Here is a 25,314-nt window from a genome sequence, read left to right on the forward strand (position 1 = left end):
ATCTCCGGTTACTGATGGTCAGCCGATCTGTGACAGCTTCAACAGGTGTTTCAGATCCTTCAGCATATCCTTTCCCGTGTGTTCGGTGCCGTAGTGCATGATCACGTTACCAAAGGGGTCCACCAGCAGAATCCGTGGCTGGTGCTCCGGGTTGATGCCGGACGGCCATTTCGGAGCGCGGCCCTCCAGGATACTCAGCCGTTCCATGGAGCTGTATTCGTCGCTCCAGCGAGCCGAAAGATCGTCAGGGATAGTGCCGAGCCAGGCCGAACGATTTACCCGGTTAGCATTCTTGCCCAGGGCAATATTGACCTGGCGCGCCAGATACAGAAGCTCTTCACACTCCGAGGCGCATTGCTCGGAAACCACCACCATCATCCATTCGGCGTCGGGTTCGTCAGGGCCAAAGCGGTCGACAAGCGGGTTGCCGCTGGCTCCCTGAAGCTGCATTTGAGCCAGGGGCGCCGGCGGCTGGATCAGCTCGCCATTATTGCTATTGCCGGCAGGATTCAGCCAGCCGGTGTAGTACATGATAGTGGCAAAAATCATCGGGCCGAAACCGATGGCAAACAGTAAAAGGGCGGTTCGCCTGCCGCGGCGTACCTGCTCTGGAGAGACGTTGTCGTCCGGGTCTTTCTGGTCCATGCGCTCAGCCGTTGTCATTGTGATTACGGACTCCTGTTTTGCGATAGCTCGCTACGACCGTCAATATAACCAGCGCGATGGCCAGTGAAAACCATTGCACCGCATATCCATAATGGGTTTGTGGCCCCATCCGGTCTGGAGCCCAGTCGGCGCGGTAGGCGCCAGGTTGCTCCGGCCCGGAAAGCCTGAGTACCAGGCTGGCAACATCATTCTCAATTTCCCGAGCCTGCCCGTGGGACAGCGACTGTGTTCGCTTCGGCCAGCCCGCTTTGTCAGATGGCACGGACTTGAGCACCGGGGGTTCCGGAAACTCACTCAACCGCCCCTTCACACTAAGCTCTCCGGACGGATAACTGACATCGGGCAGTTGATCACGTCGCCGGGGAGCTTGTACCCAACCGCGATTCACAACCACCGGGCGGCCCTGAACCGGGTGGAACAGGGTCAGTACCTCATAGCCCGGCGCGCCATCGCGTGTACGGTTATCGAGGAGCCAGGATACCTCGCTGTAACGGCCGGACAGTGTCACCGGTTGCCCGGCTTCGTGGCCGGCCGCCAGATGTTGCGACCAGCTCAGGTTTACGGCCTGTTGCTGCCACTGTTCAAGCTGGGCCTGTTTCTCTCCTGCTCGCTCCAGCTGCCAGATCCCCAGGCCTAACAGTACCGGCAGAAAGAAGCCGGCGAACACCAACAGGCGCCAATCAAAGTGCCATTGGCGACGAGAACGATCGGTTGGATCAGACATGCTCTGCTATAGTGGGCTCTGGATCTACATTCCCGTTTACAGGATTTCCCATGCTGAAGATTCTCATTGTCGTACTCATGCTGGCCGTTCTGGTGAGCCTGTTCAGCGGTCTGTTCTTCCTGATCCGGGATGGCGGGAAAACGAACCGTGTCCTGAATTCCCTGGCGTTGCGGGTCGCCCTCAGCGTACTGCTGCTGGCAGTCATTCTGATTTCGGTATGGCAAGGGGGCCTGACCCTGAATCCGACCCCCTGACGCGCGTCGTCAGAGCACGTAAACGAAGACGAACAGCCCGAGCCAGACCACATCCACGAAGTGCCAGTACCACGCCGACGCCTCGAAACCAAAGTGGTAATCGCCGGTGAAATGGCCTTTGTGTATGCGGATCAACATGATCGTGAGCATCAGGGTACCCAGTATCACATGGGCGCCGTGAAACCCGGTCAGCATGAAGAAGGTGCTGCCATAAATGCCGGACTGCAGGGTCAGGTTCAGATCCTGATAGGCGTGAGCGTATTCATAGCCCTGGACACACACAAAGATCAGCGCCAGCGCAATGGTGGCGCTCAGCCAGAGTTTGACCTTCTTGCGGTTGTCTTCCTTGAGGGCATGGTGCGCAACCGTAACCGTAAAGGACGACGTCACCAGCAGAATGGTGTTGATCAGTGGCAAACCCCAGGGGCCGATAATGCCTTCCGGTGCCGGGTAGGCGTCGGGGTCAGGATTGTTGATCAGCGGCCATGTCGCCTGGAAACCTTCCCAGAGGATATTGGAACTGCCACGGTCGCCTTCACCGCCAAGCCAGGGCACCGCGAACATCCGGGTGTAGAACAGGGCACCGAAGAAAGCCGCGAAGAACATGACCTCGGAAAAAATGAACCAGCTCATACCCCAGCGGAAGGAACGATCCATCTGTGGGCTGTACAGGCCTGACCGGCTTTCCTTGATGACGGTCCCGAACCATCCAAACAGCATGTAGGCCATGATCAGGGAACCGATCAAGAACATCACCCAGGAGCCGGTGGTGCTCTCACCCTGCTGGCCGTTCACCATAATGGCCGCCGCGCCGTAGAGGGTAACCCCCAGCCCGACGGTGGCGACAATCGGCCACTTGCTCTGTTCCGGAACGTAGTACGTCTGGTTTTCCGCCATGACAATCTCCGATGGCTTATCCGTTATCGTTTGTTGTTGTGGGCGCCAGTCAGCCTCTGTTTCACTTCACTTCCGGCGGCGTGGCAAAGGTGTGGTAGGGCGCCGGAGAGGGCACTGTCCACTCAAGGCCTTCGGCACCGTCCCACGGCTGGGCAGAGGCCTTTTCACCGCCTTTGACGCACTTGACCACAATCACCAGGAACAGGATCTGACTGGCACCAAACATGAATGCGCCAATGCTGGACACCATGTTGAAGTCGGCAAACTGCAGCGCGTAATCCGGAATACGCCGCGGCATACCCGCCAAACCGAGGAAGTGCATCGGGAAGAAGGCCAGGTTCATACCGATGAACGACAGCCAGAAATGCGTCTTGCCCAGTGTTTCGTCGTACATATGGCCGGTCCACTTGGGCAGCCAGAAATACGCCGAGGCAAAGATGCCGAAGATGGCGCCCGGTACCAGTACGTAGTGGAAGTGTGCTACCACGAAGTAGGTATCGTGATACTGGAAGTCAGCCGGTGCAATGGCCAGCATCAGGCCGGAGAAACCGCCGATGGTAAACAGGATGACGAAGGCGACCGCAAACAGCATCGGCGCCTCGAAGGTCAGTGACCCCCGGAACATGGTCGCCACCCAGTTGAACACCTTCACGCCCGTGGGCACGGCAATCAGCATGGTCGCATACATGAAGAACAGCTGACCGGCGATGGGAATGCCGACAGTGAACATATGGTGAGCCCAGACCACAAACGACAGCAGGGCGATGGCGCCCACCGCATATACCATCGAGGCGTAGCCAAACAACGGCTTGCGGGAGAACGCCGGAATAATGTGGGACACCGCCCCGAACGCAGGCAGGATCATGATGTAGACCTCGGGGTGCCCGAAGAACCAGAACACATGCTGGAACAGTACCGGGTCACCACCGCCGGAGGCATCAAAGAAGCTGGTGCCGAAGTTGATGTCCATCAGCATCATGGTGACGACGCCGGCCAGCACCGGCATAACGGCAATCAACAGGAACGCCGTAATCAGCCAGGTCCAGACGAACAGGGGCATCTTCATCAGCGTCATGCCTGGTGCCCGCATGTTCAGGATAGTGGCGATCACGTTGATAGCACCCATGATCGACGACACACCCATGATGTGAACGGCGAAGATAAAGAACGTGGTGCTCGGTGGGCCATAGGTCGTCGACAATGGCGCGTAGAAGGTCCAGCCAAAGTTGGGCGCCCCCCCTTCCATAAACAGCGTGGACACCAGAATCAGGAACGCGCAGGGCAGGAGCCAGAAGCTCCAGTTGTTCATTCGCGGCAGCGCCATGTCCGGGGCACCCACCATCAATGGAATCATCCAGTTCGCCAGGCCAACGAAGGCCGGCATCACCGCACCAAACACCATGATAAGACCGTGCATGGTGGTCATCTGGTTAAAGAATTCCGGCTCAACAATCTGCAGGCCAGGCTGGAACAGTTCCGCCCGGATCACCATGGCCATGGTTCCGCCGAGCAGGAACATCGCAAAACTGAATATCAGGTACATGGACCCGATATCTTTGTGGTTGGTCGTCAGCAGCCACCGAGAAAAGCCCTTTGCGGGGCCGTGGTGATGATCGTCCTGGGCGTGGGTATCTGCAACCGCACTCATGAAAAACCCCCGTTACCGCCGTATATTCAGGCTGGTGATGTCATTAATCTGGCGTCATTGGATAGGGTGGACTGGAGCCTTCGCTCCACCCCACCCGGTTCATCATTCCTGATTCTTGTACTCGAAGACTTCTTTTGGCGTCACCATTTCACCGGTGTCATTACCCCAGGCATTCCGCTCATAGGTGATGACCGCTGCGAGGTCGACTTCGCTCAGCTGACCGCCAAACGCTTGCATGGCGGTGCCGGAAACGCCGTTTACAACAATATCCATATGCGCCTGCATGTCTTCGGTCACGACTTTACTGCCCTTCAGAGCCGGGAATGCTGGCGGCGCACCGCTACCGTCCGCCTGGTGGCAGGCAGCACACGCGCTGGCATAGGCTTTTTCGCCACGTGCCATCAGCTCCTCCAGGGTCCAGTCTTTCTCGGTCAGCTCACGCTCACGCTGGGCCGCCTCCTTCTGCTCAGCCACCCAGGCATCGTATTCGTCCTGAGGCACCGCCTTGACCACCACAGGCATGAAACCGTGCTTTACGCCACACAGCTCGGTGCATTGACCACGATAGATACCGGGCTCGTCGACCCTGGTCCAGGTTTCGTTCACAAAGCCGGGAATGGCGTCCTTTTTCACGCCGAAGGCAGGCACCCACCAGGAGTGGATAACATCATTGGCGGTGACCAACAGGCGGATTTTCGCTCCAACAGGCACTACCATCGGGTTGTCTACTTCGAGCAGGTAGTTCTCGGTTTTCTCGGTGCGGTTGTAGATTTCGTCATCGCTGGTGGTGATATTGGAAAAGTATCCAAAATCATCCTCTATGTAGTCGTATTTCCAGCGCCACTGATAGCCGGTGACCTTGATGTCTACGTCAGCTTCGCTGGTGTCGTACATGTCCACAAGCGTTGCAGTGGCAGGAATCGCCATTACCACCAGAATCACGAGGGGAATGATGGTCCAGAGAATCTCGACCAGGGTATTCTCGTGAAAGTTTGCCGGTTTTCGGCCCGGGGACTTGCGATGGGCGAAGATGGACCAGAACATGACCCCAAACACCACGATGCCGATGACAACGCAGATCCAGAGGATCGTCATGTGAAGGCTGAAGATTTCATTGCTGGTACCGGTGACCCCGGGACTCATGTTCAGCGTCCAGTCCGCCATGGACAACGCTGGCGTCATAAGCCCGCCCAAGAGGACACCTGCCCGCTTAGCGTGCACGCGCATAATACTGTGTCTCCACAGAGTGTTATTCTTGTCGGATTTTGCGTCCAATCCCCCTGTTCCAGACAGTGCTCGCACACACTATCCAGGTCAGGGTGGAAGTCTGCTATGGATAATACACAACCCAGTATAGACACAGATCAAAAAAATGCGAAAGTCCGTCCACCCATAAATGTATTAAAGAAGGAAAGCCTCTCATTCCCATAGAATCCGCTCCGCAACTCGCCACCACCGACCGCAGGCTCTGGGCGCTGGCCTGGCCACTGATGCTCACCAATCTCACTGTGCCGCTGCTGGGGCTTGTGGATACGGCCGTGCTGGGACACCTCGATACACCGGAATATCTGGGGGCTGTCGCGGTGGGCGCAAACCTGTTCAGCATACTCTACTGGACCTTTGGCTTTATGCGCATGGGCACGACGGGGCTGGCTGCCCAGGCCTGGGGCAAACGCGATGAGTTTGCGCAGATTGCCCTGCTGCTACGCTCCGTGTTGCTGGCTATCGGTATCGGCCTGTTGCTGATTCTGTTCCATCAGCCGTTGATCAAACTGGGCCTGACTCTGATGAACCCCAGTGAACGTGTTGCCGCGCTGGCAGCAGAGTACGCCAGCATCCGTATCTGGAGCGCGCCGGCCGTGCTCTGCCAATACACGCTGGTGGGCTGGCTGATAGGCACCCAGTACGCGCGGGGCCCCATGGTCATGCTGATTGTGGCCAACGGGCTCAACATTGTTCTCGATGTGCTCTTTGTGACCGGTTTTGGCTGGAACAGCCGGGGCGTTGCCATGGCCACCGTGATGGCAGAGTACTCGGCGGCCGCCATCGGGTTCTACATGGTGCTGAAACGCATGCCGGACGGCCAGGGGTTTGAGCGGGCGCTGTTCGGGCAGCTGCGGGACTACCTCAGAATATTACAGGTCAACCGGTACATCATGGTGCGCACCATTGCCCTGCTTCTGGTGCTGGCCTTCTTCACCGCACAGGGTGCGCGACAGGGCGACACCATACTGGCCGCCAACGCGGTGCTGATTACCTTTCTACTGATCATTTCCAACGGCCTTGACGGCTTTGCCAATGCCGCCGAGGCACTGATTGGTGAAGCGGTGGGAAGAAACAATCGGCGCCAGTTCAAAAACGTCTTTCGGGTGGCATTCCGGTGGTCGTTGTGGGGTTCCGTGCTGTTTACCGTCGCCTTTGTTCTTGGCGGGCGCTTCCTCATCGGCTTGCTGACCGGTATCGAGGAAGTGCGCGCAACCGCCTGGGACTATCTGCCCTGGCTGTGGATGCTGCCGCTGGCCTCGGTGTGGGGCTTCCTTCTGGATGGCGTGTTTATCGGCGCAACCCGCACACGGGACATGCAGAACACCATGCTGTTTTCGGCGCTGGTGGTCTTCCTCCCGGTCTGGTGGCTGACGACCGGGTGGGGTAATCATGGACTGTGGTTCTCGCTGATCTGCCTGATGCTGGCACGGGCAATTTCCATGGGTTGGCTGTTTTTGAGCCATTCGCGGCACGATCGCTGGTTTTCAGAACAGTGAAGAAGCTTGAAGCCAATCCATGGACAACACGTTCAGGTTTAATGCACACACCACAGCAGCCTGTTAAATCTCGTCTACACTTGTGAGAAAAGGCAGGCATGTTGCGGTAGCCAGCCGCTTCCCCATGCCCCTGACGATCCCATGCGTATAACGGGAGGCGCCTTGCGACCCCATTCCGTTCAGAGACCGGCATCTCCTGAAATGACACCAAAGGTAGTTCTCGACATCATTGATCAGGCCCGACGGCAGGAAGCCCGTTCCGGCACCTTTCTCAAGCAGATGCGGGAAAGGGCGTCGTCGCTGCCTGCCACCATCACCATTGACGGTTACCAACCGGCGACCTGCCTGTTCCAGTTTGCCATTGAGTACATCGAAATGGCGCCACGACTGATTGAGTGCGTGGAAGCCTGTGCGAGAGAAGCCGGCAAGGCCGAGTTGTTTGCGCCTTTTGTAGAGGCTGCCATCGGTTATTTTACTCAACCGTCGGTTCTTCTGGTACGTTATGATGGCCTTGACGGGCTTCTGATCCGAGCCTATCTCTGCCACCGCCTGATGGAGGAAATGTACGAGAACAACCGCTCCACCCGCGCCAGCGAACTGGTCGACGTGGAGGCAACACGGGCAAATCTGCTGGCGCATCAGTTGATCGGCGAACCGTTCGCCAACGAACTGGACCAGTCCATCACCGTCACCGTGTTGCAGATTGCCGGCTCACCGGACTATTACGAACTAAACTTGGACCCGTTCGTAGAACAGACAAGGAACGTTGCATGGGACTGGATGAGACACTATTGGGAAAACCTGCTGGTCCGTAACCACATACGCTTGTCGTTAGGAGCGGGTCTTTAGAAAATACGGATGAACAACATTGATGTACAAGCTGACCGTTACCCTGTTTCTGTTGCTTGCAGGCTCTCTCTGCAACGGCGCCGAGACCAACACCGTACCTCTTCAACTGACCGATAACCTGTCAGGAAAGCCGGTCGCCAATGCCGTGGTGATTCTGGAAAACGGCCTCTCGGAATCCCCCGTAGAAGCTGAGATTGTCCAAAAAAATCGCAACTTTCACCCCCATACGTTGATCATACCCAAGAATTCCAGAGTGGATTTTCCCAACCAGGACAACACTCAGCACCACGTCTACTCATTCTCACCCGCCAAGGCATTCAACATTGAGCTATACGCCGGACGTCCGACGGAACCGGTTGTCTTCGACAAGACCGGTGTGGTGGAAATTGGCTGCAACATCCATGACCACATGCAGGCGTTTATTCTGGTCACCGACAGCGCACCCTCCGGCCGAACCGATGAACAGGGCCGTTTGACGGTTGAGATTCCGCCGTCGGCAGACGATGGGTCCGGTAAGATTGAGCTCCAGATATGGCACCCCCGATTGACAGACAACACCCGTATGGCCCGATTCACCGTTGAGCAACCCTACCCTGCATCACTCGAACTGTCGGTGGAATTGTCCCCGGAACCCGCGAGTGATGACAGGCTGGATGGCCTGCAAGAACGTTTCCGGGAGCTTTGATGGCGGTCGCTAGCCGAATAGGGTTTCGTGGACGTTTGGTGACCGTCATGGTCACCATGGTGGCCATCGTCAGCCTGAGCATCGGTGCACTGTTGATGCTTTACCTGTTCGAGGATGAAAAGGCACGTGCACTTGAGCAATTGAGTCTCGGCGAGCAAGTGGCAGAGGAGGTGCTTGAGCGCCGCACCAGCCTGATTCTTTCCCGGCTGGACGTTGTGATCCGTGATTTTGGCTTTCGCTCTGCCGTCGCCAGCGGAGATCGCGCCACCACAGACAGTGCGCTGACCAATCAGGCCCGAAGGGTGAATGCCGATTTTGCCGTCTTGCTTGGCAGCGACGGGCATATCCTTGCCGACACCGATGGGCTGCCCGATGCGTTTGCCAATAGCCCGCTGGTTACAGAAATGCTCTCCAAGGCGCGACAAACAGGCTTTGCCAGCCAGATGAGCGTTTTCGGTGCGGACGGCTTTGAACTGCTCACCATTCCGGTGGAAGCACCTGGATTAAGGGCATGGCTGATTGCCGGTTTTAACCTCAACAATGATCTTACCGACATTATCGGTCGACTAAGCGGAACCGAGGTGTTGTTCAGGGCCTCCTCTGGTGAGGAAGGCAGTTATCAGATTCTTACCGACCCGGGTTCCATCAACGCATCGAGGCTCGATGAACTGAACAATGCCATGGCCAGGACGTCCGGCGAGGACCAGTTTCTTGAGAGTACACATTACTTCACCCGCATCATAAGCCTGACCGGGGACGAAACGCCGGCCCTGCAGCTGCTGCTCTTAATCAACCGTGAGGCCCGTCTCAGCAACTACTATGAGCGTGCTGTGGAAATTCTTACGCTGGTCAGTGCCGTTCTGGTGCTGGCTGCCCTGATTGCGCTCATTATCGCTCGCAACATGGGGCAACCAGTCCTGCAACTGGCGGACTATGCCAAGGCCATCGGCGATGGCCACACGCCCGCACCTCCCCGTATCCGCGCCGGCGGTGAACTGGCCGAATTACGCAGGGCGCTCGGCGACATGCTGAGCAAACTGCGGGACCGCGAGGAGCAGATACACTACGCCGCCAGCCACGATGAAATTACCGGGCTACCCAATCGAAACGCCTTCCTGTCGCGCCTGCGGGAGCAATTCGACAACCACCGCCCCTGCAGCCTGATGGGCCTGCGCCTCAATGATATTTCTGACGTCAATGACACTCTGGGCCTCGAGTTCGGGGACAAGGTTTTACAGGCGGTGTCGGCCAGGTTGGAGGAAGCACTGCCCGGCAGCTCAGCACTGGCAAGGACCGGAGGCGCCGAATTCCTGATGATGACTGGTCTCCAGCCGCAATCCGAGCTCGATAAACTTGCCACCAGGATCAGCGAAATCGTGGAATCGCCGTTGTTCATCGACAACACTCCGTTCTCCCTTCGCTGCACCATGGTTACGCTGCAGCTACCCCAGGACGCCATCGATACCGACCAGGTTCGCAGGCGCCTGAACCTCACGTTCGAACAGGCACAAAAAAGCCGGCTGCCCGTAACCCATTATCAGCCAGGGCAGGATGAGAACCACCTGAGGGAACTTCAGCTGATCTCTGATCTGCACCACGCCATTGCCAGCAACGGCTTGCATATGAACTACCAGCCCAAACTTGATATGGCGTCTGCCGGCTTTCATCAGGCCGAAGCACTGGTGCGCTGGATTCACCCGGACCTGGGGTTCATCTCGCCGGAAGAATTCATTTTCCTGGCGGAGCAATCCGGCCAGATCACCGAACTGACCCGACACATCCTCCGCCGTGTTGCCAACGATGCTGGCAAGTGGCACGCCGCGGGCCTGAATATTGGTGTTGCCATCAACCTGTCGGCGCTCGACCTGACCCGCCCGGAACTCGCCAAGGAAGTTGCCGAGGCGTTCTCCCAATGGCAGTTACCCATGTCCAGTATCACTCTGGAGGTAACCGAGAGCGCCCTGATGGAGGAACCCGAAACGGCCTTTGAAACCCTGCGGCGCTTACGCCAACTCGGTGTCACACTGTCGGTGGACGACTTTGGCACGGGCTATTCCTCGCTGTCGCAATTGCGCAACCTGCCGGTGCAGGAACTCAAGATCGACAAATCCTTCGTCCTGCGCCTGAATACCGAACCCCAGGACCAGCTCATCGTGCGCTCCACCATAGATATGGCCCATGGCCTGGGGTTGCGGGTTGTCGCGGAAGGAATCGAGAACGCCGAAAGCTGGGCGCTGTTGCGGGACTGGGGCTGCGAGATCGGGCAGGGGTACTTTCTCAGCCGCCCCGTCGCCGCTGGCGACCTGAAGGAGACAGAACAGTCGCTGACGGACCGTCAGCAGGAACTCAGATACGCAGGAGAAACCACGTCATGACACGCTTGGCCAGGGTACTAGGCACCGGTTTACTGGCATTAACGGCATCGGCGAACCTGTTCGCAGACACGGGCAGCAGACTCTGGGCCACCGGTGGGGTAACGTCCATCGGGGGTGCCGCCGGGGGCGGTCTGTCACCCTGGGCCCTGCTTGGCGGTTATGCCAGCGATGAAGAGTGGGGGGGCACGCTGACCCTGTCCCGCGCCGAAACCGACGACTATACCCTGTCGGTGGTCGGGACAGGCGTCACCTGGAACAATCGTGTTGAGCTCACGCTGGCACGCCAGACTCTGGACCTGGATAGCCTGGTGTTCACCCTGAAAAACGGCTTTGGCCTTGAAGAGGACGAACTGGTACAGGACGTTTTCGGGCTCAAAGTGAGACTCGCCGGCGACGCCCTCTACAGCCCCTGGGGGCAATGGTCAGCCGGGCTTCTGCACAAACGCAACCGCGAGTTTACCGTACCCGACGCCATCGGCGCCAAAGATGACAGCGGCACCGATATCTACGTCGGAGGCAGCAAACTCTTCTTCGCGGCGGTGATGGATCGCAATCTGCTGGTCAATGCCACCGTTCGCGGGACCAAGGCCAACCAGGGCGGCCTCCTGGGTTTCGGTGGCGACCGTAACGACAGCTACGAGGCGATGTTTGAAGGCAGTGTCGGGTTGTTTGTGACCCGCCAGTGGCTGGTGGGTACCGAATACCGCCAGAAACCGGACAACCTGGGTTTCGCCACCGAGGACGACTGGTGGGATGTTTTCGTAGCCTGGGTACCCGACCGTCGCTTGTCGGTCACGGCCGCCCTGGTCAATCTTGGTGACGTTGCCACTCTGGAAGACCAGCGCGGTGCCTACCTGTCACTGCAGGCCAGTTTCTGACAACCCGGGAGGATACTATGAAACATTCCGTCATCATCATGGTTCTGCTGCCCCTGCTGGTCCTCTCCGGTTGCCAGTCCATGGTTGAATCCAGTCAACAGAATACTTCTCTCTATCAGCAGCTTGGGGAGCGTTCCGGCATTGCCGATATCGTCGAAGACCTGCTCTACCGGATTGTCGAAGACGAGCGTATCAACGATCAGTTTCGTGGCATTGACGTGCGCCAGTTCCACACCAACCTGACGGACCAACTCTGCGAACTCAGTGGTGGGCCGTGCACCTATTCCGGGCGCGGAATGCGCGAAAGCCACGCCGATATGAACGTGACGGACACCCAATTCAATGCCCTGGCTGAGAACCTCATCCTGGCCATGGAAGAGAACGGCATACCCACGGGTGCGCAGAACCAACTGATCAAAAAACTGGTGCCGCTGTACCCCCAGATCCGCAACCTTTGAGCCGGGCGACAAACCGGTTAAGCTTGCCCGCTGACCAATAAACCTTTCCTGACGGGAGAATAAACCTTGCTCGACAACGCGGATCTGGGAAAACTGATTGTTCGACTGACCCTGGGCGGACTATTGCTGTTTCATGGCATCGCCAAGCTGTTCCATGGCGTGGGCTTCATCGAAGGCCAACTGGCCAGCCATGGGATTCCCGCCTTTTTCGCGTGGGGCGTGTTCATTGGTGAGTTGCTGGCACCATTAATGGTGATCCTGGGCTACCAGACCCGTATCGGCGCCTTACTCATCGCCTTCAACATGCTGGTGGCCATAGCGCTGGTACACAGCCATGAACTGATGACATTGGGCAATCACGGCGGCTGGGCACTGGAGCTGCAGGGTTTCTTCCTGTTCATCGCGGTAGCCGTTATTTTTCTCGGCCCCGGCCGCTACAAGCTGAAAAACTGACGTTAGGAACCGGCGATGGCCTCTGCGCCCGACTCCCGGAATACCATCACCTGGTTACGCCCTGCGCCCTTAGCGGCATACAGGGCCTCATCGGCCCTGCCGATGAGGTCCTCGGGGCGGCTACCCGGTTCCGGCAGGATGGTGGCCACCCCGGCGCTCACCGACAGGTTCAATGGGCTGCTGTGGTCACCAACGTAAACCGATGTGCCCGCCACAGCCACCCGCAAGCGTTCAGCCACATTGGCGGCCCCGGCCTCCGGCGTCGCCGGCAGGAGCACACTGAATTCCTCGCCGCCGTATCGCGCCAGCAAATCTCCTGAGCGCTGGATTTCGGCGGCGCAGACCCACGCGACACTGACCAGGCAATCATCCCCCGCCAGATGGCCAAAGTTGTCGTTCACCCGTTTGAAGTAATCAATATCCAACAGGACCAGGCTCAGGGGATGTCCCTGGCGCAGGGCACGGTGCCATTCTGCCTCCAGTTTTTCGTCAAACTGGCGACGATTGGCAACCCCGGTCAAGCCATCAGTAATGGAAACCGCCTTGAGTTGCTCATTGACTTGCTCCAGCTCTTCCGTACGCGCCTGAACGCGGGCTTCCAACGTCTGGTTGGCTTGCAGCTGGATGTCCAGGGCATGGTCCTGGGCCTCAATCCTGAGGCGGCGCTCAAGGTTGATTCTGTACGCCAGTGCAAACGACATCAAAATGACCTCCAGCGCCACACCCGTCTGGGGTGCAAGCTCTGTTACCGTGCTGGTAGGAATAAGGCCGATTTTACTGATCGACATAACCAGATGCCCGAGCAGTAACGGGGTCCATGCCACCACGTAGAACCCCGCCAATGCCTGGCCCTTGCGCCAGACGACCAGGCCAAGAATCCAGGTAAGGGGAGTGATTACCGCCGCGAATACGCTGATGATGGCTGTAGAGCTCTGGTAAGACCCGAAAAGGCCGTAGACAAGACTGCACCCACTGACCAATGCCACCAATTGCAACACGCGGTAGGACACCCGGCTGTAATTTCGGACGGCGAGAAAGTTCAGTGCAAACATCACCGCAAACAGAATGTTGGCCGATATGGCCGGGGCCGTGAAGTAACGGTTCAGAATCGGCAAATCCGGCCAGAGCCACTGGAACACCAGGCCGTTGAAGTTCAGCAACACCAGTGCAGAAGCAACCACGGTCAACACGTACCACAGATAGGCCTGTTGACGGACGATGACGAATACAAACAGGTTGTACAGGGCCATGGCAATCATGATGCCCAGGAAAACCGCCTGCCAGCCGTAGTCCAGTTGCTCACGCGCCAGAAAGTCCGCCGACTCGACAACCTGGGCCGGGATCTGCACCGCCCCCTCACTCTGAACACGGACATACGCTGTGGTGGGGTCACTGTTCGAAGGTACCGGAAAAACAAAGTTGCGGTGGTAAATCGGGCGGGAGCCGAACTTGCGACTGTCCCCGGTGACATGGCGTTCCACCTGCTCGCCCCCGATATACCAGTAGACCCGCACATCGTCCAACAGGGGATAGCCGATTTCCAGCACCCGGTTAACCGGCTCAGCAGGCACCTCAACTCGTAGCCAATAGGTGCTTTTGGTGAAGCCAAAATTCAGGGTTTGTTTACGGGCAACTGGTTGCCATTGCGCTTCCGCCAGGCCACGGATATCCTCCACATCCGTCTCCGGCCCCGATGCTTCAAACCAGGCAAACGATGCCCTTTCACCGTAGGCAGGGCCCGCGGCCATGGTCAGCGCCAGCAACAGTATCCGCACCAGTCGGCAAACTGAAAAAGTGCTCATAGTGGCCGTGTTACCCGGAACAGGAAAACTCAACTAAACTGTCGATGCCAACAGTCAGTCCCAATGCCTCCTTGCGTTTACTTCTTACCAGTCTAGACGTTTACTGGGAGTAAGTCCGCCTCAAAAATGCGTAGCAATCAACTACGTATGGAGAAACACGATGACCGATAAGAAATCAGAGCTACGCCCTGGCCGCTACCGCCACTACAAAGGCAGGGACTATGACGTTATCGGCGTGGCCCGCCACAGCGAAACCGAGGAACCGATGGTCGTTTATCGCTGCCTGTACGGCGACTACAGCCTATGGGTACGACCATTGGCGATGTTTCAGGAAACCGTGGAAGTCGCTGGCGAGGACGTTCCCCGGTTTACCTACGTGGCTGACGACCACACGTAAACACGATTTTTGACTGCAGCACGCGTTTCCGGCACATTAGCGCGCTTTCCTGAACCGCCCCACCTCCGGGGCGCTGAAAGCCATCCCCGACATCCCGGAGTCTGCCATGAATGCCGTTGTTGCTGCGGTAGCGATCATGCTTGTACTGAGCCTGTGTCGCATCCACGTTGTTGTTGCCCTGATTATCGGTGCCGTTGCCGGCGGCCTGATCAGCGGCTTGTCACTGGACGCCACCATTGCCGCGTTTAACGAGGGCCTGGGAGGCGGCGCAACCGTTGCCCTGTCCTACGCCACCCTCGGTGCCTTCGCCGTTGCCATCGGCAAATCCGGCCTGGCCCATGCCCTGGCGGACAAAGCCCTGAACCTGGTGGGCCGGCAGGACAACGGCAAAGCCGCTGGCGGCATCCGCCTGCTGATCGTTGGCCTGCTACTGGCCATTGCCATGTCGTCCCAGAATATCCTGCCCATTCACATTGCGTTTATTCCTCTGGTTGTACCGCCACTGCTGTATGTGATGGCCAAACTGAACATGGACCGCCGCCTGGTGGCCTGCGTGCTCACGTTCGGCCTGATCACACCCTACATGTTCCTGCCTGTGGGTTTCGGAGGGATTTACCTCAATGAAATCCTGCTGGCGAACGTGGGTGACAACGGCATCGACGCCACCGACCTCAACGTCATGTCCGCCATGGCCTTGCCAGCACTCGGCATGCTCTGTGGACTTCTCGTCGCCGTCTTTTTCAGCTACCGCGGCGACCGACACTACAACCTGGACGCCATCGCCCGCACCGAACGGGTGGATGTGACCTACAACGGCAGCACGCTGCTCATGGCCCTGGTCGCCATCGTGGCGGCGTTCGTGGTTCAACTGTGGTTGGGTTCGATGATCCTCGGGGCGCTGGCTGGCTTTGTACTGTTCAACCTGTCCGGGGTGGTGAAATGGAAAGAAGCCGACGACCTGTTCACCGAAGGCATGAAAATGCTGGCAATGATCGGCTTCATCATGATCGCCGCCTCCGGCTTTGCGGAAGTCATGCGCGAAACCGGTGACATCGCCACTCTGGTGGAGGGCTCCGTCTCTGCCATCGGCGACAACAAAGCCCTGGCCGCCCTGCTGATGCTGGTCGTCGGTCTACTGATCACCATGGGCATCGGTTCATCCTTCTCCACCATCCCCATCATCGCCGCCCTCTACGTGCCACTCGCCCTGGAACTGGGCTTCAGCCCCCTGGCCATCGTGGCCCTGGTCGGCACCGCCGGCGCGCTGGGCGATGCCGGCTCCCCGGCCTCGGACTCCACCCTCGGCCCTACCGCTGGCCTCAACGTCGACGGCCAGCACAACCACATCTGGGATACGGTGGTGCCGACGTTCCTGCACTACAACCTGCCGTTGTTGGGCTTTGGGTGGTTGGCGGCTATGGTTCTTTAGGCTTTTGGAGTTTGCCCTCCTTTTCTAGCCTGGTTGGTGTGGGGGCTGCGAGGGGGCAGGGGGAGTTATTGCTCTTGAAATGGAACTCGCTGCGCTCAGACACCCATTTCTGGCGAGTAAAAATCCCCCTACCCCCTCACGAACGAACCGCGTCAATATCGCCTAGAGAAAGCCGTGAGCTCGACTCGAACGGCGATATCCGTGTGGTTCAAACCGGAGGGTGTTGGGGTGCTTTCTGCCGGGAAAAAGGTGTCTGAGCGCAGCGAGTTCTTTTTCCCAGAAGAAAGCACCACGACGCCGTCCAGGCCTCCAAAACCAGCAGGCTACAACAGGAAGGCAAACTCCAAAGCCTCAATCATCCTTGGAAGAAAAGAACACCACCTGCTTAACGGTATGATCATCTTCGTTGCCGAGCTTGTTCACCCGGGTTTCCAGTTCGGGATTGGTCGGCTCCGGGGTATCAGACACCGCATCCGTGAAACCGCAGGCCACGCACTCGCGAACCTGATCATCGTCGTCGGTGGTAAACATCATGATTTTGTCCATCTCCGCACAACGGGGACAGACAGCGCCGGCGATAAAACGTTTGGGGGTCGCCATGGTTAAAACTCCAACAATTCCAGAACCCGGCCAGCCATAACACTGACCGGGTAATATCGGCTTAAGCCGCGTCTTCGGTGATACCCGTCTGTTTCAGCAGGGCACCCACCTCCGGTTCACGGCCACGGAACGCCTTGAACAGTTCCATCGGTTCCTGGGAACCGCCTTTTTCGAGGATGTTCTGCAGGAACGCCTTGCCGGTTTGCGGATCGAAGATACCCTTCTCCTCGAACAGCGAAAACGCATCCGCCGCCAACACCTCGGCCCATTTGTAGCTGTAATAACCCGCGGCGTACCCTCCCGCAAAGATGTGGGAGAAGCTGTTGGGGAAGCGGTTGAATGACGGTGCTTCCACCACCGCGATCTCGCTACGCACCTTGCGGTGCATATCCAGCGGGTTAGTGGGGGCATCCAGGGTGAATTCCGCGTGCAGGCGGAAATCAAACAGCGAAAACTCCAACTGACGCACCATCGCCATGCCGGACTGGAAGTTCTTGGCCGCCAGCAGCTTTTGCAGCAGGTCGTCCGGCAGCGGCTCACCGGTTTCATGGTGCGAGGCGATCAGGGCCAGGGACTCGGGGTTCCAGCACCAGTTTTCCAGGAACTGGCTGGGCAGCTCTACGGCGTCCCAGGCAACGCCATTGATTCCGGATACGTCCAGCACATCCACCTGGGTGAGCATGTGGTGCAGGCCGTGCCCGAACTCGTGGAACAGCGTGGTGACCTCATCGTGGGTCAGCAGTGACGGCTTGCCGTTCACCGGCGGCGTGAAGTTACAGGTCAGGAAGGCCACCGGCAGTTGCAATTGGCCGCGCAGGTTTCGCCAGCGTACCCGGCAGTCCGCCATCCAGGCGCCGCCACGCTTGCCTTGGCGAGCGTACAGGTCAAGGTAAAACCAGGCCAGGGGCTCGCCATTGCAGCTGATGCAATAGGCGGTCGCGTCCGGGTGCCAGGTTTCTACGTCTGGTTTGGCTTCAATCTGCACGTCGAACAGCTTCTCGGCCACGGCAAACAGGCCCGGGACCACCTTGTCCACCGGGAACCATGGGCGCAGGGTTTCCGGGGAAATGTCGTAGCGTTCCTGGCGCAGTTTTTCACTGTAGTAGCCGATGTCCCACGCCTGCAGGTCGTCAACGCCGTGGGTGTCCCTGGCGAAGGCCTTCAGCTCGGCAAACTCCCGCTCGGCAATGGGTTTGGACTTGGCCGCCAGCTGGTTCAGGAAGTCCAGCACTTCGTCCACATTGCGGGCCATCTTGGTGGCCAGTGAGCGCTCGGCGTAGTTGTCGAATCCGAGCAACTGAGCCATGGCGTGACGACGCTTGAGGATTTCCGCCATCACTGGCGTGTTGTCCCAAGTGCCAGCATCCGGGCCCATGTCGGACGCTCGGGTCACAAAGGCTTCGTAGACTTCACGGCGCAGGTCGCGGTTGTCACCGTAGGTCATCACGGGGTAAAAACTGGGAAAATCCAGGGTGATCACATAGCCGTCCAGATCCTTCTGTTGTGCTGCCTGCCTGGCGCCATCGAGTGCGCTCTCAGGAACACCCGCCAGCTCTTCCACATCGGTGATGTGCTTGAACCAGTGTTGGGTGGCATCCAGAACGTTGTCGCTGAAACGGTTGGAGAGCTCCGACAGCTCCATCGACAGATTGGCGTACTGCTCTTTCTTTTCCTGGGGCAGATCGACGCCACCGAGGTGGAAGTCCCGCAGGGTGTTGTCCACGGATTTACGCTGTGCCTCGCTGAGTTCATTGTACTGGTCGCTTGCTGCCAGCTTCTTGTAAGCCTCGCAGAGCTCAGCATTCTGGCTCAGCTCGGTGCTGTACTCGGTGAGCTTTTCCAGGCAGTTCTTGTACACTTTGCGCAGGTCGTCGCTGTTCATCACACCGTTCAGGTGGGAAATCACCGACCAGGCTCTTTCCAGCCGGTCTTCGGTTGCCTGCATCGGTTGCGCCAGGGTTTCCCAGGTGGGTTCGTCCTGCTGCGCCAGTTGTGAGATTTTCACGCGGTTCTCGCTGAGAATCTGGTCGATTGCCGGTTCCATGTGCTCGGTGCGAACATGGTCAAACTTGGGCAACAGGTCGTCGGTCAATAACGGGTTATTCATAAGTCCCCTTCTCAGCTCCGGGTGTCTGATGTAATTTGAAGTAACTCCAACGCTTGGGGAGTCTCTGGGTGAGGCCTTTCCAAAACTGTGCGGAGCCATGGATGGCGGAGCTCAAGCGCCACATGGATGTGCCTGAGCGTGTTTTGGAAAGGCCTCACCCAGAGACTCCTTCCCCACAAGCAATAATCCATTTCAAGAGTATATGTAATGTCGAATGTACGAACACACAAGGGTAACACGCCACAATTTGGAGAACGCGCCTGGATTGACCCAAGCGCAGTAGTCATCGGGGATGTCCAGACCGGGGATGACGTCTCTATCTGGCCGATGACCGTGGTGCGCGGCGACATGCACAAGATTCGCATCGGCAACCGCTGCAGCATTCAGGATGGGTCGGTGCTGCACATCACTCATGCCAGTGATTATAACCCCGGTGGCTATCCACTTCAGGTCGGGGATGACGTGACCGTTGGCCACAAGGCGCTGCTGCACGGCTGCACCATTGGTAATCGGGTGCTGGTAGGTATGGGTTGCATCATCATGGACGGCGCCGTGGTGGAGGACGAGGTGATTGTCGCTGCTGGCTGCCTGGTGCCGCCGGGCAAAACCCTGGAGTCCGGTTACCTGTACGTTGGGTCACCCTGCAAACAGGCCCGGGCGTTGTCGGATCAGGAAAAGACCTTCTTCAAGTATACCGCAGCCAATTACGTCAAACTCAAGGACGACTATCTCAATGAGGTTTAGTGGAGAGATCCGCCATTGAAGCGACTGTTACTCACCACCATCCTGCTGAACGTTCTGTTTCTGGCGTTGCTGCTGCCTCACTATTCCCAAATGCCCTGGTTGGCTGCGGAAGCCCTGTTGATAAGTGGACTGTTCGCTCTTCTACCTGAAAGCACGGGGAAGCGTGTCGGAGCGGCAACTGTTGGCGCTCTCTTTGGCCTGCTCGCCTTCTTTGCACTGAGTGATGTTCTGGTTCGCCACAGCATCGGGCGACCTTTCAATCTCTATCTCGAGTTGGGCCTTGCCGGTTCGGTGTTTAACCTGTTGCAGAGCAACCTGGGCGTGACGCTGTCGCTGGTGCTGATCGTCATGGCCCTGGCTGTCTTCGTGGGGTTGGGCATCTGCGTGAGCCGGTTGCTCCGGCAGGTTGATGCAAACCGTTCCCGCGCCGCGGCAAGGGCTGTTGCGTCTCTGGGCATCGTCGCCATCGGGGTAACATTCTTACCGCAACCATTCGTAGGCCTGACGGCAGCCCGGGCAGCCACTCAGCAAGTTGAACTGGCCGCTGATACCTATCAGTCAACGGCCTCTTTCCAACAACATTTGATGGATAACCCGGGCGCCAGCCAATCCAGGCCACTGCAGGCGCTTGCTCAAACCGATGTGATCCTGGGGTTCATTGAGTCCTACGGCATATCATCCGTCACCGACCCGCGTTACGGGCGCCTGATCCAGCCTCGCCTCCAACAAATGGAGCAGGTGCTGGCGAACGCCGGCCTGCATATGGTCACGGGCCGCCTGCAATCCCCCGTTCAGGGTGGTCAATCCTGGCTGGCGCATACCACGCTGCTCAGCGGCCAATGGATCGATACCCAACTCGATTACGACACTTTCCTGGCCAGTGACTATCCCACACTGATTGACGATATGGGCGCGACTGGCCATGATTCCGTGGCTGTTATGCCCGCCATTACCCGCGAGTGGCCGGAGGGTCTTGCGTTCGGCTACAACCGCATCTATCACTCCACCTCCATGGGCTATCGTGGACCCGCCCTGAACTGGGTCACCATGCCGGATCAGTACACCTGGTCATGGTTCCAACGCCAGATTCGGGAGCGCGCCGATCATACCCCTGTGTTCGCTGAAGTGGCACTGATCAGCAGCCACGCGCCATGGGTCCCCATACTCCCGGTTCTGGACGATTGGGACAGCATTGGCGATGGAGAAATCTTTAACCGCTGGAAAGATGCCGGCGAAGCACCAGCAAGCCTGTGGCGGGACCCCGAGCGCGTACGCGATCACTACGCCCGCTCGCTGGATTATGCGCTGAACGTGGCCACCGAGTACGCCAAACGTCATGTGGATAACAAGACCCTGCTGGTGCTGACAGGTGACCATCAGGCGGCCCCTTTGATCACCGGCGACAACGCCAGCCGCGACGTCGTTGTTCATGTGATCAGCGCCGACCCCACAATGCTGGCACCGTTTGTTGGCAGCGGTGATCAGGAAGGCTTACGCGGGTTCCGTTGGGGCGCGCGCCCCCACTTGGGTCAACGGGGGCCTTCAATGGCCAGTTTCCGGCCCTTCCTTCATCGGACTTTCAGCGGTCCGCACATTCCGGTAAAAGTATCCGCTTCAGGCTTTATTAAGCAGTAACCCGCAAAGAAGGAGAACGGCGAGATTCAGCTCCCGGCCTCCGCCATTGTTTTTGCGCCGGCTTTGCGAAGTGTCTCAGCGTAAGCGGTGCTACGACGGTGCCGCGACACCAGGTCCAGGATAGTCTCACCATTTTCATCAACTGCGTTGAGATCCCGCCCCGCTTCCACAAAGAAACCGACGAAACGGTCAAAGTCTTCGGCAATCATGGCCTGGTAGGCCTTGATCAGGGCATTGAAGTCAGGATTGATGTTGCTGTCGTAGGGCGTAATGGCCAGGAAGCTCTTTACCCGCTCATCGCTCCATTCCTCACCAATCACTTTCGGTTTGTCAGGTCCGCTCATAATCTCTCTGGCCTTTTCGTTACAGCTTTTTACAGCAAATAGTTACGACAAATGTGTTTGCGTTGGGCTGCACAGTATAAAGATCTAAAAGCGCCGGGGTTATATAAATTCACTATGAGGAGCTTCCCGGCAGGCATATGCGAACTTCACGGGTTAATTTCCACCGGTAACTGATCCGTCTCCACGCTGTCGTCGCATTGCGGGTTGCGGATGGCGATCTCCACTCTTCGGTTCTTGGCCCGGTTCTCCGGGCTGTCGTTGGGCGCCAGCGGGTTGGTTTCCGCCCGGCCCGCCGCGACAACCCGCTCCGCCGGCACCTGACGATTCAGCACCAGCTCGTGAACCACCGACACGGCACGCGCGGCAGACAGGTCCCAGTTAGAGCGATAGCGGCCACTGGCTATCGGGCGGTCATCCGTGTAACCCGCCACCAGAACGTCACCGGTGCAACCAGACAACACCTCTACCACGCGCTCGATGATCGGCACCATTCCCGGCTTGATCGCCGCTTCTCCGGAGCGGAACGTGGCTTCCTCCGAAAACCGGATCACCACCCGGCTTTCATCGTAGTTGACGCTCAATGCCTCCGAAGCCACTTCCGGTTCAAGCTCTTCGATCATTCGGCTGGCCAGATCGATCACACCCGCCGGAATTTTGGTCGGGGCATCCCCCTCCGCGCGTTCATCAATAAATTCGGGCTCGTCGGTCGCCGTCTCCATTGGCTCCGGCAGGGAAACCGTATCCGACTCAATCAATGTCAGCGGCGAGCCCCCCACCGCATCGCCGAGCACCTGGTTGCTGCCGAAGGCCACCGCCATGGAATTGGCCATAGCACGGTATTTTTCAACATCCATTTCGGCGAAGGACAGCAACAGGATAAAAAAGGTCAGCAGCAGGGTGGCCAGATCGGCAAAGGTGACGATCCAGGCCGGGGAGCCACGACCATGCTTCTTCTTTTTAACGGGCTGGCGGACCACCAAAACCTACGCCTCCCGCTCCGGCGCAAGACCGTTGCGCTGCTCCGGCGTTACGAAGGACGACAGCAGTTCGGTCATCACCCGGGGATTCTCGCCGCGCATGATAGTACGCATCGACGTGGTGATCAGTACCTGGTTACGTGCCTCATCTTCGGCCTTGAGCTGCAGCTTGTCGGCCAGGGGCAGGGCGATCAGCTGGGCGATGAAGGCGCCATAGAGCGTGGTCAGCAGGGCGATCGCCATGGCCGGGCCAATGGAGGACGGATCGTCGAGGGTGTTGAGCATCTGCACCAGGCCAACCAGCGTACCCAGCATACCGATGGCCGGAGCGGATTCACCAATACCACGAAATACCCTTTCGGAGACTTCGTAACGCTCAGCCGTCTGTTGGGTTTCCTGGGCCAGAGCTTCTTCAACCAGCTCCGGTGGGTGGCCGTCCACGCACAGATTGATGGCCTTTTGCAGAAACTCGTTTTTGGTGGGGTGGTTTTCCAGGCCCAGGATACCTTCCTTGCGAACGACAAGAGCCAATGTGCCAACTTCGCGGATCAACTCCGCCGGCCGTTCTACGCGGTCCTTGAATGCCGCTGAAAACGCCAGCCTGAAAGCACTCATCACCGAAGGCAGACGAAACTTGATCAGGGTAACGGCAAACGTGCCACCCAGCACAATCGCCAACCCCGGAAGGTTGAAAAAAGTCAGTATCGACGCGTTAGCCAGCATCGCAAGCACGACAATCAGTACGCCTGCCACCAGCCCGACAAGGGTGAGTATATCCATCAGAGACCTTAAATCAGCGATTAATCAGCGATCTTCGGGAACCGTTTGCACCTGCGAAGCATAGCCCATTCATCCGGGTTGGGCTCAGTCGTTTCGCAATTCTTCAATCACCGGACGGGTGTCCGGAGTTTTTCCACGCCATATCCGGAACGACTCCGCCGCCTGTTCCACCAGCATGCCCAGGCCATCGAACACCCGGGTGGCTCCCTGGTCCAGAGCCCACTGGTTGAAGGTGGTGGTCTGCAGAGAATACATCATGTCGTAGATCACCGTGTCGGCACCGATCACACTTGTGGAAACCGGCGGCAAATCTCCCTGCAGGCTGGCACTGGTGCCGTTGATGATAACGTCGAAAGCGTCGGCCGGCTGTTCGAATCCGCAGGCCTCCAGGTGCGTATCGCCGGCCACGGATTCAAAGAAACTGACCAGCCCCTCGGCTTTTGCCAGGGTGCGGTTGGCAATCGTCAGGGCAGCGGGCTCTTCAGCAAGAATCGGCCCCAGAACACCACGAACGGCCCCGCCTGCGCCCAGCACCAGCAGGCGTTTACCCGCCAGGCGAACGCCATGGTTGACCATCAGGTCGGTAACCAATCCTTTGCCATCAGTGTTATCGGCGGTAAGTGAGCCTTTACTGTCTTTGTAGAGTGTGTTCGCCGCACCCGCTCGCTCGGCGCGCTGGGTCCGCAGGTCCGCCAACTGCCAGGCCTGCTCCTTGAAAGGCACGGTGATATTCAACCCTTTGCCACCGCGTTCAAAAAAGCCTTTTACGGTATTCGCGAAATCGTCTTCCGGCGCCTGTATGGCCGTGTATTCCAGCTGCTCGCCGGTCTGGCGGGCAAACAGGCTATGAATGCGGGGGGATTTGCTGTGACTGATCGGATTGCCAACCACCGCATACAGATCATTGTGCATCAGCGCTCTCCAGCCAGTCCCGCCCGGTAAGAAAGTAGTCCGTCAGCCGCGCTTCCTCCGATCCGGGCTCCGGCACGAAGTCGTACTCCCAGCGCACCAGCGGAGGCAGCGACATCAGGATGGATTCGGTACGGCCACCGGACTGCAGGCCAAACAGGGTGCCCCGGTCGTACACCAGGTTGAACTCCACGTAGCGGCCGCGGCGGTACAGCTGGAAATCGCGCTCGCGATCGCCCCACACCATGGCTTTTCGTCGCTCGATAATGGGCTCATAGGCATCGATGAAGCTGTCCCCGACTGACTGCATCAAGGCAAAATCACGGCTGAAATCCCCGGTGTTGTGGTCGTCAAAAAACAACCCTCCCACGCCCCGCGGCTCGTCCCGGTGTTTGAGGTAGAAATAGTTGTCACACCAGTGCTTGTACTCACGATACAGTTGGTCGCCGAAAGGATCACAAGCGGCTTTCGCAACCCGGTGCCAATGGACGCAATCCTCGTCGAAGCCGTAATAGGGCGTAAGGTCATAACCCCCGCCAAACCAATAGACCGGCTCTGCATCCTCGGGGGTCGCAACAAAAAACCGGACGTTGGCGTGGGACGTGGGTACGTAGGGGTTCGAAGGGTGCATGACCAGAGACACCCCCATGGCTTGCCAGGGCGCACCCGCCAGGTGGGGTCTATGCGCGGTGGCTGACGCAGGCATGGTCTCGCCCATCACATGGGAGAAGTTTACACCGCCTTTCTCGAACACCTCGCCATCGGTGATCACCCGGCTGATGCCACCTCCGCCCTCGGGCCGGTCCCAGGCATCGGTTTCAAAAACGCCCTTGCCATCGACCGCAGCCAGCCGTTCGCAGATTCGATCCTGCAGGCCAAGCAGGTATTGTTTCACGGCATTGGTGTCGGGGTGCTGGACAGGGTGCTGAGACATGGGAACT

25 protein-coding genes are annotated in these 25,314 nt (G+C 58.3%); 12 read left to right on the top strand and 13 right to left on the bottom strand.

The annotated features are described in order from the left end of the window. Positions 1 to 18 precede the first annotated feature (18 nt). Positions 19 to 663 carry a hypothetical protein gene (locus B3M52_RS18395; RefSeq protein ID WP_051946976.1) on the bottom strand — a complete coding sequence of 215 codons (645 nt, stop codon included), beginning with the start codon at positions 661 to 663 and terminating at the stop codon, positions 19 to 21. Further along, positions 650 to 1,390, bottom strand: a complete 741-nt coding sequence (locus B3M52_RS18400; protein WP_075196379.1) for an SURF1 family protein — start codon at positions 1,388 to 1,390, stop codon at positions 650 to 652. The genes B3M52_RS18395 and B3M52_RS18400 overlap by 14 nt, the downstream gene beginning before the upstream one ends. A gap of 50 nt (positions 1,391 to 1,440) precedes the next feature. On the opposite strand from B3M52_RS18400, the gene B3M52_RS18405 reads away from it, so the two are divergent. Continuing rightward, positions 1,441 to 1,644, top strand: a complete 204-nt coding sequence (locus B3M52_RS18405; RefSeq protein ID WP_007152938.1) for a twin transmembrane helix small protein — start codon at positions 1,441 to 1,443, stop codon at positions 1,642 to 1,644. A 9-nt stretch (positions 1,645 to 1,653) separates the two neighbouring features. Here the strand turns inward: B3M52_RS18405 and B3M52_RS18410 are convergent, their stop codons facing one another. From B3M52_RS18410 to coxB, 3 genes are all read right to left on the bottom strand, one after another. Then, a complete protein-coding gene (locus B3M52_RS18410; RefSeq protein WP_075196380.1) occupies positions 1,654 to 2,541 on the bottom strand; it encodes a cytochrome c oxidase subunit 3 in 888 nt (295 codons plus the stop codon). Positions 2,542 to 2,602: 61 nt separating this feature from the next. Next, a complete protein-coding gene (gene ctaD, locus B3M52_RS18415) occupies positions 2,603 to 4,189 on the bottom strand; it encodes a cytochrome c oxidase subunit I (RefSeq protein WP_075196381.1) in 1,587 nt (528 codons plus the stop codon). A gap of 102 nt (positions 4,190 to 4,291) precedes the next feature. Beyond that, positions 4,292 to 5,416 carry a cytochrome c oxidase subunit II gene (gene coxB / locus B3M52_RS18420; RefSeq protein WP_075196382.1) on the bottom strand — a complete coding sequence of 375 codons (1,125 nt, stop codon included), beginning with the start codon at positions 5,414 to 5,416 and terminating at the stop codon, positions 4,292 to 4,294. A gap of 263 nt (positions 5,417 to 5,679) precedes the next feature. Between coxB and B3M52_RS18425 the strand changes: the two genes are divergently transcribed. From B3M52_RS18425 to B3M52_RS18455, 7 genes are all read left to right on the top strand, one after another. After that, positions 5,680 to 6,951 (top strand): MATE family efflux transporter, encoded by a 1,272-nt coding sequence (locus B3M52_RS18425; protein WP_197061327.1) that lies wholly within the window; start codon positions 5,680 to 5,682, stop codon positions 6,949 to 6,951. A 201-nt stretch (positions 6,952 to 7,152) separates the two neighbouring features. Next, on the top strand, positions 7,153 to 7,800 hold the full coding sequence (locus tag B3M52_RS18430) for a hypothetical protein (RefSeq protein WP_036207815.1): 648 nt from the start codon (positions 7,153 to 7,155) through the stop codon (positions 7,798 to 7,800). Between the two features lie 22 nt (positions 7,801 to 7,822). After that, on the top strand, positions 7,823 to 8,485 hold the full coding sequence (locus B3M52_RS18435) for a methylamine utilization protein (protein WP_041332744.1): 663 nt from the start codon (positions 7,823 to 7,825) through the stop codon (positions 8,483 to 8,485). Continuing rightward, positions 8,485 to 10,860 (top strand): putative bifunctional diguanylate cyclase/phosphodiesterase, encoded by a 2,376-nt coding sequence (locus B3M52_RS18440; protein WP_075196384.1) that lies wholly within the window; start codon positions 8,485 to 8,487, stop codon positions 10,858 to 10,860. Before B3M52_RS18435 ends, B3M52_RS18440 begins: the two co-directional genes overlap by 1 nt. Next, positions 10,857 to 11,738, top strand: coding sequence for a DUF3034 family protein (locus B3M52_RS18445; RefSeq protein WP_036211837.1), 882 nt, complete (start codon positions 10,857 to 10,859; stop codon positions 11,736 to 11,738). The genes B3M52_RS18440 and B3M52_RS18445 overlap by 4 nt, the downstream gene beginning before the upstream one ends. 17 nt (positions 11,739 to 11,755) lie before the next feature. Continuing rightward, on the top strand, positions 11,756 to 12,196 hold the full coding sequence (locus tag B3M52_RS18450) for a group I truncated hemoglobin (RefSeq protein WP_036211834.1): 441 nt from the start codon (positions 11,756 to 11,758) through the stop codon (positions 12,194 to 12,196). A gap of 66 nt (positions 12,197 to 12,262) precedes the next feature. After that, complete coding sequence (locus B3M52_RS18455; RefSeq protein WP_036211832.1) at positions 12,263 to 12,649, top strand: DoxX family protein; 387 nt, start codon at positions 12,263 to 12,265, stop codon at positions 12,647 to 12,649. Positions 12,650 to 12,651: 2 nt separating this feature from the next. On the opposite strand, the gene B3M52_RS18460 is transcribed toward B3M52_RS18455, so the two are convergent. Next, positions 12,652 to 14,451, bottom strand: coding sequence for a sensor domain-containing diguanylate cyclase (locus tag B3M52_RS18460; RefSeq protein ID WP_226909994.1), 1,800 nt, complete (start codon positions 14,449 to 14,451; stop codon positions 12,652 to 12,654). A gap of 160 nt (positions 14,452 to 14,611) precedes the next feature. Here B3M52_RS18460 and B3M52_RS18465 point away from each other — a divergent pair, with 160 nt between their 5' ends. Then, entirely contained in the window at positions 14,612 to 14,848 is a 237-nt protein-coding gene (locus tag B3M52_RS18465) for a DUF1653 domain-containing protein (RefSeq protein ID WP_041332743.1), read from the top strand. 106 nt (positions 14,849 to 14,954) lie between these two features. Then, positions 14,955 to 16,277, top strand: a complete 1,323-nt coding sequence (locus tag B3M52_RS18470; RefSeq protein WP_075196385.1) for a Na+/H+ antiporter family protein — start codon at positions 14,955 to 14,957, stop codon at positions 16,275 to 16,277. A 351-nt stretch (positions 16,278 to 16,628) separates the two neighbouring features. Here B3M52_RS18470 and B3M52_RS18475 read toward each other — a convergent pair whose 3' ends face one another. Continuing rightward, positions 16,629 to 16,877, bottom strand: a complete 249-nt coding sequence (locus B3M52_RS18475) for a YheV family putative zinc ribbon protein (protein ID WP_007152953.1) — start codon at positions 16,875 to 16,877, stop codon at positions 16,629 to 16,631. Between the two features lie 61 nt (positions 16,878 to 16,938). After that, on the bottom strand, positions 16,939 to 18,984 hold the full coding sequence (prlC, locus tag B3M52_RS18480) for an oligopeptidase A (RefSeq protein WP_075196386.1): 2,046 nt from the start codon (positions 18,982 to 18,984) through the stop codon (positions 16,939 to 16,941). Positions 18,985 to 19,191: 207 nt separating this feature from the next. Between prlC and B3M52_RS18485 the strand changes: the two genes are divergently transcribed. After that, positions 19,192 to 19,728, top strand: a complete 537-nt coding sequence (locus B3M52_RS18485) for a gamma carbonic anhydrase family protein (RefSeq protein WP_075196387.1) — start codon at positions 19,192 to 19,194, stop codon at positions 19,726 to 19,728. A 15-nt stretch (positions 19,729 to 19,743) separates the two neighbouring features. Continuing rightward, the gene (locus B3M52_RS18490) at positions 19,744 to 21,363 is read left to right on the top strand and encodes a hypothetical protein (RefSeq protein WP_075196388.1); all 1,620 of its coding nucleotides are present in this window, start codon (positions 19,744 to 19,746) and stop codon (positions 21,361 to 21,363) included. A 26-nt stretch (positions 21,364 to 21,389) separates the two neighbouring features. On the opposite strand, the gene B3M52_RS18495 is transcribed toward B3M52_RS18490, so the two are convergent. The 5 genes from B3M52_RS18495 to hemF all read right to left on the bottom strand — a co-directional run bounded on the left by B3M52_RS18495 (position 21,390) and on the right by hemF (position 25,307). Next, positions 21,390 to 21,707 carry a PA4642 family protein gene (locus B3M52_RS18495; RefSeq protein ID WP_075196389.1) on the bottom strand — a complete coding sequence of 106 codons (318 nt, stop codon included), beginning with the start codon at positions 21,705 to 21,707 and terminating at the stop codon, positions 21,390 to 21,392. 146 nt (positions 21,708 to 21,853) lie between these two features. Then, complete coding sequence (locus tag B3M52_RS18500; protein WP_075196390.1) at positions 21,854 to 22,687, bottom strand: flagellar motor protein MotB; 834 nt, start codon at positions 22,685 to 22,687, stop codon at positions 21,854 to 21,856. A gap of 3 nt (positions 22,688 to 22,690) precedes the next feature. Continuing rightward, positions 22,691 to 23,464 carry a MotA/TolQ/ExbB proton channel family protein gene (locus tag B3M52_RS18505; protein WP_075196391.1) on the bottom strand — a complete coding sequence of 258 codons (774 nt, stop codon included), beginning with the start codon at positions 23,462 to 23,464 and terminating at the stop codon, positions 22,691 to 22,693. A gap of 84 nt (positions 23,465 to 23,548) precedes the next feature. Beyond that, a complete protein-coding gene (gene aroE / locus B3M52_RS18510) occupies positions 23,549 to 24,376 on the bottom strand; it encodes a shikimate dehydrogenase (protein ID WP_041332733.1) in 828 nt (275 codons plus the stop codon). Beyond that, positions 24,366 to 25,307, bottom strand: a complete 942-nt coding sequence (gene hemF / locus B3M52_RS18515; RefSeq protein WP_075196392.1) for an oxygen-dependent coproporphyrinogen oxidase — start codon at positions 25,305 to 25,307, stop codon at positions 24,366 to 24,368. The genes aroE and hemF overlap by 11 nt, the downstream gene beginning before the upstream one ends. Between the last annotated feature and the right edge of the window lie 7 nt (positions 25,308 to 25,314).

The sequence above is a fragment of the Marinobacter sp. UBA2688 genome, from assembly GCF_002352785.1.
Taxonomy (GTDB): domain Bacteria; phylum Pseudomonadota; class Gammaproteobacteria; order Pseudomonadales; family Oleiphilaceae; genus Marinobacter; species Marinobacter salarius.

Excerpts from the sequence above, each read along its gene's own strand:
- B3M52_RS18395 (WP_051946976.1), bottom strand. The coding sequence starts at position 663 with ATGACAACGGCTGAGCGCATGGACCAGAAAGACCCGGACGACAACGTC.
- B3M52_RS18400 (WP_075196379.1), bottom strand. The coding sequence starts at position 1,390 with ATGTCTGATCCAACCGATCGTTCTCGTCGCCAATGGCACTTTGATTGG.
- B3M52_RS18405 (WP_007152938.1), top strand. The coding sequence starts at position 1,441 with ATGCTGAAGATTCTCATTGTCGTACTCATGCTGGCCGTTCTGGTGAGC.
- B3M52_RS18410 (WP_075196380.1), bottom strand. The coding sequence starts at position 2,541 with ATGGCGGAAAACCAGACGTACTACGTTCCGGAACAGAGCAAGTGGCCG.
- ctaD (WP_075196381.1), bottom strand. The coding sequence starts at position 4,189 with ATGAGTGCGGTTGCAGATACCCACGCCCAGGACGATCATCACCACGGC.
- coxB (WP_075196382.1), bottom strand. The coding sequence starts at position 5,416 with ATGCGCGTGCACGCTAAGCGGGCAGGTGTCCTCTTGGGCGGGCTTATG.
- B3M52_RS18425 (WP_197061327.1), top strand. The coding sequence starts at position 5,680 with ATGCTCACCAATCTCACTGTGCCGCTGCTGGGGCTTGTGGATACGGCC.
- B3M52_RS18430 (WP_036207815.1), top strand. The coding sequence starts at position 7,153 with ATGACACCAAAGGTAGTTCTCGACATCATTGATCAGGCCCGACGGCAG.
- B3M52_RS18435 (WP_041332744.1), top strand. The coding sequence starts at position 7,823 with ATGTACAAGCTGACCGTTACCCTGTTTCTGTTGCTTGCAGGCTCTCTC.
- B3M52_RS18440 (WP_075196384.1), top strand. The coding sequence starts at position 8,485 with ATGGCGGTCGCTAGCCGAATAGGGTTTCGTGGACGTTTGGTGACCGTC.
- B3M52_RS18445 (WP_036211837.1), top strand. The coding sequence starts at position 10,857 with ATGACACGCTTGGCCAGGGTACTAGGCACCGGTTTACTGGCATTAACG.
- B3M52_RS18450 (WP_036211834.1), top strand. The coding sequence starts at position 11,756 with ATGAAACATTCCGTCATCATCATGGTTCTGCTGCCCCTGCTGGTCCTC.
- B3M52_RS18460 (WP_226909994.1), bottom strand. The coding sequence starts at position 14,451 with ATGAGCACTTTTTCAGTTTGCCGACTGGTGCGGATACTGTTGCTGGCG.
- B3M52_RS18465 (WP_041332743.1), top strand. The coding sequence starts at position 14,612 with ATGACCGATAAGAAATCAGAGCTACGCCCTGGCCGCTACCGCCACTAC.
- B3M52_RS18470 (WP_075196385.1), top strand. The coding sequence starts at position 14,955 with ATGAATGCCGTTGTTGCTGCGGTAGCGATCATGCTTGTACTGAGCCTG.
- B3M52_RS18475 (WP_007152953.1), bottom strand. The coding sequence starts at position 16,877 with ATGGCGACCCCCAAACGTTTTATCGCCGGCGCTGTCTGTCCCCGTTGT.
- prlC (WP_075196386.1), bottom strand. The coding sequence starts at position 18,984 with ATGAATAACCCGTTATTGACCGACGACCTGTTGCCCAAGTTTGACCAT.
- B3M52_RS18485 (WP_075196387.1), top strand. The coding sequence starts at position 19,192 with ATGTCGAATGTACGAACACACAAGGGTAACACGCCACAATTTGGAGAA.
- B3M52_RS18495 (WP_075196389.1), bottom strand. The coding sequence starts at position 21,707 with ATGAGCGGACCTGACAAACCGAAAGTGATTGGTGAGGAATGGAGCGAT.
- B3M52_RS18505 (WP_075196391.1), bottom strand. The coding sequence starts at position 23,464 with ATGGATATACTCACCCTTGTCGGGCTGGTGGCAGGCGTACTGATTGTC.
- aroE (WP_041332733.1), bottom strand. The coding sequence starts at position 24,376 with ATGCACAATGATCTGTATGCGGTGGTTGGCAATCCGATCAGTCACAGC.
- hemF (WP_075196392.1), bottom strand. The coding sequence starts at position 25,307 with ATGTCTCAGCACCCTGTCCAGCACCCCGACACCAATGCCGTGAAACAA.